General features: G+C 47.3%; 4 protein-coding genes. 2 read left to right on the top strand and 2 right to left on the bottom strand.

Translation table 11 applies throughout. The features are described 5' to 3' along the window. Positions 1 to 335: 335 nt before the first annotated feature. Both NDI34_RS18710 and NDI34_RS18705 read left to right on the top strand, forming a co-directional pair. Positions 336 to 1,727 carry an AAA family ATPase gene (locus NDI34_RS18710; protein WP_348233461.1) on the top strand — a complete coding sequence of 464 codons (1,392 nt, stop codon included), beginning with the start codon at positions 336 to 338 and terminating at the stop codon, positions 1,725 to 1,727. Further along, entirely contained in the window at positions 1,720 to 2,511 is a 792-nt protein-coding gene (locus NDI34_RS18705) for a hypothetical protein (RefSeq protein WP_348233460.1), read from the top strand. The genes NDI34_RS18710 and NDI34_RS18705 overlap by 8 nt, the downstream gene beginning before the upstream one ends. 194 nt (positions 2,512 to 2,705) lie before the next feature. Here the strand turns inward: NDI34_RS18705 and NDI34_RS18700 are convergent, their stop codons facing one another. Next, a complete protein-coding gene (locus tag NDI34_RS18700; protein ID WP_190984713.1) occupies positions 2,706 to 5,888 on the bottom strand; it encodes an efflux RND transporter permease subunit in 3,183 nt (1,060 codons plus the stop codon). Between the two features lie 77 nt (positions 5,889 to 5,965). After that, positions 5,966 to 7,318, bottom strand: coding sequence for an efflux RND transporter periplasmic adaptor subunit (locus NDI34_RS18695; RefSeq protein WP_348233459.1), 1,353 nt, complete (start codon positions 7,316 to 7,318; stop codon positions 5,966 to 5,968). Positions 7,319 to 7,419 lie beyond the last annotated feature (101 nt).

The following is a 7,419-nucleotide window of genomic DNA, read 5'->3' as shown; positions in this document are numbered from 1 at the left end:
AGACAGGACTTTATGAACCAAAGCTTACTCCCCGCGATTTGAAAGCACTTTGTCGGCTGCTGAAATGGACTTTGGAAGAACTGCCCGATTACTTCGGTTCACCGCAACTACAGTAGCGATCACGTTTGGGCAGAGGATGTGAGCGCGTTTTTGGGGTGAAGAGTGCGATCGCGCCTTAGTGCAGATCCTAGATTAATCGTGAAATCGCTTAACTTATAACTCTGCTATTAAGTTAGGAAGAATTTCTTACGTATAAATACAGAGGCACACTCATTAACAAACGTGATTGCATTGAGAAAGAAAAAGGCTTTTTCTTTCTGCTTAGGTATTACGTAATGTTAAATACAAATTTAAATTGGAATAATATTTTAGGCTCTATTCCAGCCAAAGCGCATGAGCCTATTGTAACTAATCAATTTGTAGTACCCCTTCTAGAAGCGCTCGGATTTAATAATCAAGAGCGATTTCCCCAGTTTGGGACAGGTAGAGGTGCTGACAAGGTAGATTTCGCAGTTCGTAAAAACAATGACGGTGATGTTTTTTTAATTTCTAAAACTAATCCTTACCTGCTGGTTGAAGTGAAGGGACGCGCAACAGATGCTGGTGTTCCAATCAACTTATCATTAAATACTCGCCAATACTTAGATACTAAGGAACAGCTTAAAAGATATCTTCTTGCTCCTAAGTGTAAAACCGTTCAGTGGGGTATTATTACTAATTCAAACCATATCCAACTATTCAGAAGGCATGGAAAGATAGTAATTCCAGCAACTGCCAACATTTTAATCAATCATAATAATATTAGTAATGTAATTGCTAACATTAAACATTTGATTGACAATCCGCCAAAAGCTTTAACCGCTTGCCTCTACAACGATAAAGGAGGTGTGGGTAAAACCACAACAACTATCAATTTAGCGGCTATTTTATGGAAACAGGGGAAAAAAGTTCTTGTAGTTGATTTTGATCCACAACAAAGAGATTTAACTGAGTTACTTGGGATCAAAGAAACCTCTGTTAAACTTTCGGATTGTCTGATTAATAGATCGTTGGATATTCGCGATACAATTCAGCCCTTTCAGCTTGCAGATAAAAGTGGGAAGAAAATAAAGTTATTTGATGTTATTCCTTCAGATTCAAAACTGGAAAACTACATGGAGCATGACTATGAAGCAAAAATTCAAAAAGGTTCAGGGAGATTACAAGACTTACTTCGGGTTTGTGTTAATGATTATGATTATATATTGATTGATGCGCCAACCAATTGGACATTTTTTAGTAAAAGCTGTGTTCGCGCTTCAGATGTAGTGCTTATCCCGACAAAGCACACTAACTTTGCATCTATAAAAAATGTATTTAAAGTAATTAAGCAGTTTATTCCAGAAGTGCAAACACTTAGACATGACAGTGGTCCAACTGCTTTACCAATTTTCTTCAATGAACATAAGCCAACTGAGCCTTCAATCCAAAGGACGCACTTGGAAATTAAAAATATTTTGACTAAAAAATCTATTAATAATGGTCAACCAGCTATGTTAGATCCTGAATTACTGCCCTACTATTATCCTAGAGCTAAAAAAGGGAACTTCGATACAACTATATTCAGTATTCCAGAATACGCAGTTGTTTCCAGTGCTGCCTTCGCTCGTGTCCCAGCAGTTTTCAAAAACAAGAACGTTGCTGAATATTATCTCGGCTTAGCTAAGGAGTATTTTTTGTATGGTTGATTTTGATAATATTGGTAAGCTTATGCACTTGCCTCTAGCTGATATTGAGCCTGGAGAGCTATTTTCAGCATCAGAATTTATCATTACTGCCGCAGCAGATGCAGTATTACAATCAAATGGGCGTAATTGGATTCCTATTGTTGTTAAAGAAATAGGTGACTATCAGTATCAAGTTGTTAGCAATCACTTTGTTTATGCAGTCGCTCAACAAGCTGAATTAGAACGAGTCTGGTGCATTGTAATTCAACCAGAGCCTAAAAGCATTGAACAAGCAAGAATTTTAGCGAGAGAAGTTACTCCTAAAGTAAATCTGAGTACAGCATCAAGAGATACCATTTTAGCTGCACTTAGATACTTAATTGCAGAACCAGATGGCGCATTAAAGGGAGTAGATGCAATTGTAGCTGCTAATCGAATTGCAGCAGCTAATAGAAAAAATTGGTCAGGCTTTAGCCCTATCACAACTTTGAAATGTGGAATTACTAAGGGCAAAAAGTTGGATGCCCTTGCTAAAGTATTTTTTCTATCGCCACCAACGGCACCAACGCCGCCGCCAGAGGTTATCAGTATTAAACAGGCATCAAGAGAGGATATTTTTAGCCGTATAAGCTATTTATCAACTAATAAAATCGGTGGGTTTGAAGCAGTTGATGTAGAAAAAGCAGCCGATATTATTTTTACTGCCAGTAAAGGTAAGTGGAAAAGCTTAAATCCTATCTCAAAACTTGAATGTGCTATTGATACTGCCAAAATCAAGACTCTTAAAACAGTATTTAGTCTTTGATATCATCCACGATTAGCTGTGCAGCCTCAATTTCTGAATTATCCAATTATTCTTCGGGGGCTGCTAAATTTTGATAATCTAATGTTCGCAATGGAGTAAGCGATCGCATTCCACTACGCAAGCGCGATCGCTTCTATAAAATAAAACCCCGTAGGTTGATACCCACGGGGTTTTAGTTGTGAAACACGCTCTAACTACTTTTTACCGACTGGGAATTTATCTTGTTCTGGGTTGGGAGTCGTGGGAAGCGATCGCTTCTCCTGTGACTTTGTTTTACGCACCTCCCCATTTTTGTGCCCCCGTTTTCTGCCAAATCCGCGCTTCGGCAGTTGCACAAGCCAGCGCTGCAAGTTGTCCACGTAGGTGAATAGCACCGGCACCACCACCAGCGTTAGCAGCGTGGAAGTCGTGAAGCCACCCATCAGCGCGATTCCCATCGGAGCGCGGACTTCAGCCCCCGCACCGATTCCCAAGGCAAGGGGAATCGTTCCCGCAATCGTAGCCAGAGAAGTCATCAAAATCGGTCGCAGACGATCCATCCCAGCGGCGATTAGCGCCTGATATTGCGACTTCCCTTCCGCCTGGTTAATCAAGGTATAGTCCACCAGCAGGATGGAGTTTTTCGTCACAATCCCCATCAGCAAGACAATCCCAATTAGCGCATATAACCCCAACGCTTCTTGGGCAATCATTAACCCCAACAGTGCGCCGCCTAAAGAAAGAGGCAACGCCACCATAATCGTCAAGGGATGGAGGAAATTATTGTACAGCAGCACCAGGATGGCATAGATACACATAATTGCCAGTCCGATTGCCGAACCAAAGCGACCGAAAATCTCCTGCATAATCTCGGCATCCCCAGCGGATTCCTGCACAACTCCGGGAGGCAGATTCTTGAGGGCAGGTAGCTGTTGCACCGCTTGCACCGCATCTCCTAAAGCAAGACCCTGCAAGTTGGCTTGTACCGACACCTGACGAGCGCGATTAAACCGATCGATTTGCGCCGGACCGCTGCCAAAGCGGATATCTGCCACCGACAGTAAGGGAACCAGATTGCCGTTTTGGCTTGGCACCTGAAGATTTTTGAGCGTGTCAATATCCTGCCGCGCATCGGGATTTATCTGCACTCGAATCGGAATTTGCCGATCGGGGAGGTTAAACTTAGCCAGATTCGCTTCATTGTCGCCAATGGTGGCAAGGGATGCAGTACGCGCGATCGCTTGCACCGTCACTCCCAAATCCGCAGCTCGTGCCGCATCGGGAATAATCAGAATTTCTGGCTTCACCAAACTGGCAGTAGAGGTTGCTTCCACTAAACCGGGCACGCTTCTCATCTGCTTTTCCAGAGCATCCGCTGCCAAGTTCAAAGCTTCCGGGTTTTCACTTTTGAGGACAATTGATAAATCCTTGCCCGCTCCACCGGCTCCCTGGCTTTGGAAACTAATCCGCGCCCCCGGCACTTGGGAGAACTGTTGGCGCATTTGATTCTCAAATTCCTTTTGAGGGATATCCTCTCGTTGTTCCTTCGGCTTTAAGTTGACAAAAAGATTGGCAGTATTGACTTCTGTCGTTGCCAAGACACTCTCAACGGCTGGGCTTTGCTGAATTAACCGAGTTGTCTGCTGTACAACTTTTTTAGTATCTTCCAGCGTCGAACCGGGAGGGAGTTGCACCGCAACTTCCGAGAAACCAATATCCCCGTTATTAAATAATCCCTTGGGGATAAACGGGACTAGCGCCAAACTGCCCAGGAAAAAAGCCAACGCGATCGCCATCGTTGTCAGGCGATGCCGCAAAGCCCACTTCAGCACAAAGCGATACGGTTGAAATCGATTTTTTTTCCGGCTGTTAGCGCCGTTCCCGTTCCCATTTCCGGGTAGCTGATTGGCGGGTGAGGTTTTCTTCGGTTTGAGCAAATAAGCGCCCATCATTGGGGTAATCGTCCGCGCCACCAGAGTAGAGAAGATTGTCGAGACAGCAACCGTCACCCCAAACGGCTGGAAAAACTGTCCCGGAATCCCACCCATAAACGCCACTGGCAAAAACACCGCGATAATCGTCGCCGCGCTCGCCAACACTGCCAAACCCACTTCCGCTGAAGAATCCAAAGCCGCTTGGAAGGGCGTTTTGCCCATATCCATGTGGCGATCCATATTCTCAATTTCAACAACCGCATCATCCACCAAGTTCCCCACCGCCAGCGCCAATGCCAGCAAAGTCATGTTGTTGAGGGTGTAACCCAGCAAATATTGCACGGCAAAGGTAGGCAGCATGGATAACGGCAGTGCCACGGCAGTAATCAACGTGGCACGCCAGTTCCGCAAAAAGATTAGAATCGTCAGCACTGCCAGCAGAGACGCTTGGATCAAGTCATCAATGGTGCCATCGTAGGATTCGCGGATAAAGTCAGCGCGAGTAAAGATGAGTTTTAGCTGGACATCCGTCCCCAGGTTTTTTTGCAGTTCTTCTACTTTCTGGCGTACCCCTTCTTCCACCGTCACCAGAGTGCTGCCAGTGCTACGCAAGACGGAAAAAGACACCACGGGTTGATTATTCAGCAGTGCCGCCTGCCGGGGGTCAGAAGAGCCATCGCGGATTTCTCCCAAAGCGGATAAGGGCACCGAACCCCCGCCCGGAAGGATAATCTCATAGTTTTGCAACGCCTGGACATTCGGCGCACTGCCTAAGGTACGAATGCTTTGTTCGCTCCCGCCTAACTCCGCTCGTCCGCCGGGTAAATTGACGTTGAGGGCGCGGATTTGGTCGTTGACTTGAGTCGCTGTAATGCCTAGAGCTTTCAGACGATCGGGATCGAGATTGACGCGAATTTCGCGGTCAACACCGCCAACCCGCTTGATTTGAGCGACTCCCTCCACCGATAGCAGGGCGCGGCTAATCGTTTCGTCAACCAGATTACTTAATTCTTCTACCGATTTTTGCTTAGAAATGACGGCGTAGTTCATAATCGGCCCACCGGAGAACTCCAGCCGTTGCACGATCGGTTCGTTGATGTCTGCGGGTAAACTTTGGCGAATTTGGGCGACCGCATTGCGGACATCATTCGTCGCGCGATCGCTATCTGTCCCCAATACAAAATTAACGACGGTGGTAGAGACGCCGTCGTTAACTGTTGAATTTAATTGGTCTATATTTCCCAGACCCGCTACAGCATCTTCAATCGGTTTCGTCACCTGAGATTCCAGTTCCGCTGGTCCCGCCCCCGCCTGGGTGACGGTAATCGAAACCGTTGGTAGATCGATATTTGGGTTGATATCAATGCCCAAACCTGTAAAGGAAAACCATCCGACCACGGTCAAAAACAAAAATAAGACCAGGGTAGGAACGGGTTTGCGAATTGACCAGCCGGAAATGTTCATAAAAGGCGAATTAAAAGATTAAAAGATTGCTGATTGCTCGTGGCTAATCGCTGATTATCCTTCGCATTAGCCATTCGCTACTGACCATTGACCACTCGAACTTTGTCGCCTTCTTTGAGATACCCGGCACCGGCAACGACGACGCGATCGCCTGGTTTTAACCCGCTCTTAATCTCCCTTGTGTCCCCGGTCGCCACTTCTCCTAGTTCTACCTTCCGAGCTTGAACCGTGTCTTCACCCGATAGCAGGAATACAATTGCACTACCATCCGGCTGAGGGAGTACCGCCTTAGCAGGCACCGTTACCCCGGTTGTCGTAGTAGTCGTAATTGCGGCACGGGCAAACATCCCCGGTCGTAGGGACAAGCTTTCCCCGCTCGAAGGTTGGGGCAGGTCGATCGTGACGGTTGCTTCACGCCTTTGTGCGTTCACGAGGGGCGCGATTTCTCTGACTCGCCCCTGCAAGCGAACACGGCTATCGTTATCCGAGGTAATCGTGGCAGGTGCCCCAATTTTTACTTGCGGCAGTTGGATAGCAGGAAGTTGTGCCTCTAGTTCCAGTTGTCCGTTGCGGATGATCGAAAAGAGCGGTTTACTGCCAGAAGTGACATCCCCAATCCGGGCTATTTGCTGAATTTCATCATCTACTTTTGGTCTGGTAACAATGCCTCTAGCCGGAGCGCGAACCTGGGTTTGCCCTAGCTGAGTTTGCAGTTGTTGCAGATTTGCCGCACTGCTCCTGACCTCAGCTTCAGCACTATTGATATTCGCTTGGGCAAGGCGAACCTCTTCTCTCGCGGTTGCGGCAGTGGTGGCGCGAGCATCTAGCTCTTGACGACTAATCGCCCCTGCCTGAGCCAGTTGCTGATAACGCTGGAGATTCCGTTGGGCTTCGGCAAGGGTGGCTCGGCTTTGCGCTAAGGCAGCTTGTCTTTGCCGGACAGCAGCTTGGCTCGATTCTAGCTGTGCCTTTCCCCGATCGAGTTGCGCTTGTAGGACGGAATTATCCAGAACTGCCATTACCTGTCCGGCTTCCACCGTTTGTCCCTCGTCCACCAAAACTCTCTGGATTTGTAAGCCGGTTGTCTGGGACAAAACGGGGATGAGTTCGCGGGCTTCTACTGTGCCGCTGGTTGTCAGCGTGCGGGCGACTTCGGCGGATTGGGCGACAGTTGCAGTGACACTTTGGCTGGGTGGTGCTGCCTGTTGCGTGGCATCTGGCTTCTTCGCAGTCTTAGGCTGTGAAAGCAGTTTCATTCCGCCTGCGGTGAGGGCGATGCCTATCCCTACGCCAAGCGCCACACCCTTCCAACCAGACAGAGCTCTTTTTTTGCGATCGCTCCGCTTCCAGCCGTCGTCGGAGGATTCTTCGTCACCGTCCCAGGTTTCATCTAATTCATCAACTTCTATCTTTTTTGGGGCTTCGTCCATCACCGCGCTCCCTCCACGCTTTCACCTTACTGGCGGCAACCTTTTGCAAAGAAATGTTGCAAGGGCTACTTTTACTATGATGCAAAATTTCCGGAAAAAGA

The sequence above is a fragment of the Trichocoleus sp. DQ-U1 genome (genome assembly GCF_039961925.1).
Taxonomy (GTDB): Bacteria; Cyanobacteriota; Cyanobacteriia; order Cyanobacteriales; family FACHB-T130; genus FACHB-T130.
Note: the sequence above shows the minus strand (reverse complement) of the source record. Positions and strands in the feature narration are given on the sequence as shown.

Bases quoted from the DNA above. Each gene is read 5' to 3' on its own strand.
- NDI34_RS18710 (WP_348233461.1), top strand. From the start codon at position 336: ATGTTAAATACAAATTTAAATTGGAATAATATTTTAGGCTCTATTCCA.
- NDI34_RS18705 (WP_348233460.1), top strand. From the start codon at position 1,720: ATGGTTGATTTTGATAATATTGGTAAGCTTATGCACTTGCCTCTAGCT.
- NDI34_RS18700 (WP_190984713.1), bottom strand. From the start codon at position 5,888: ATGAACATTTCCGGCTGGTCAATTCGCAAACCCGTTCCTACCCTGGTC.
- NDI34_RS18695 (WP_348233459.1), bottom strand. From the start codon at position 7,318: ATGGACGAAGCCCCAAAAAAGATAGAAGTTGATGAATTAGATGAAACC.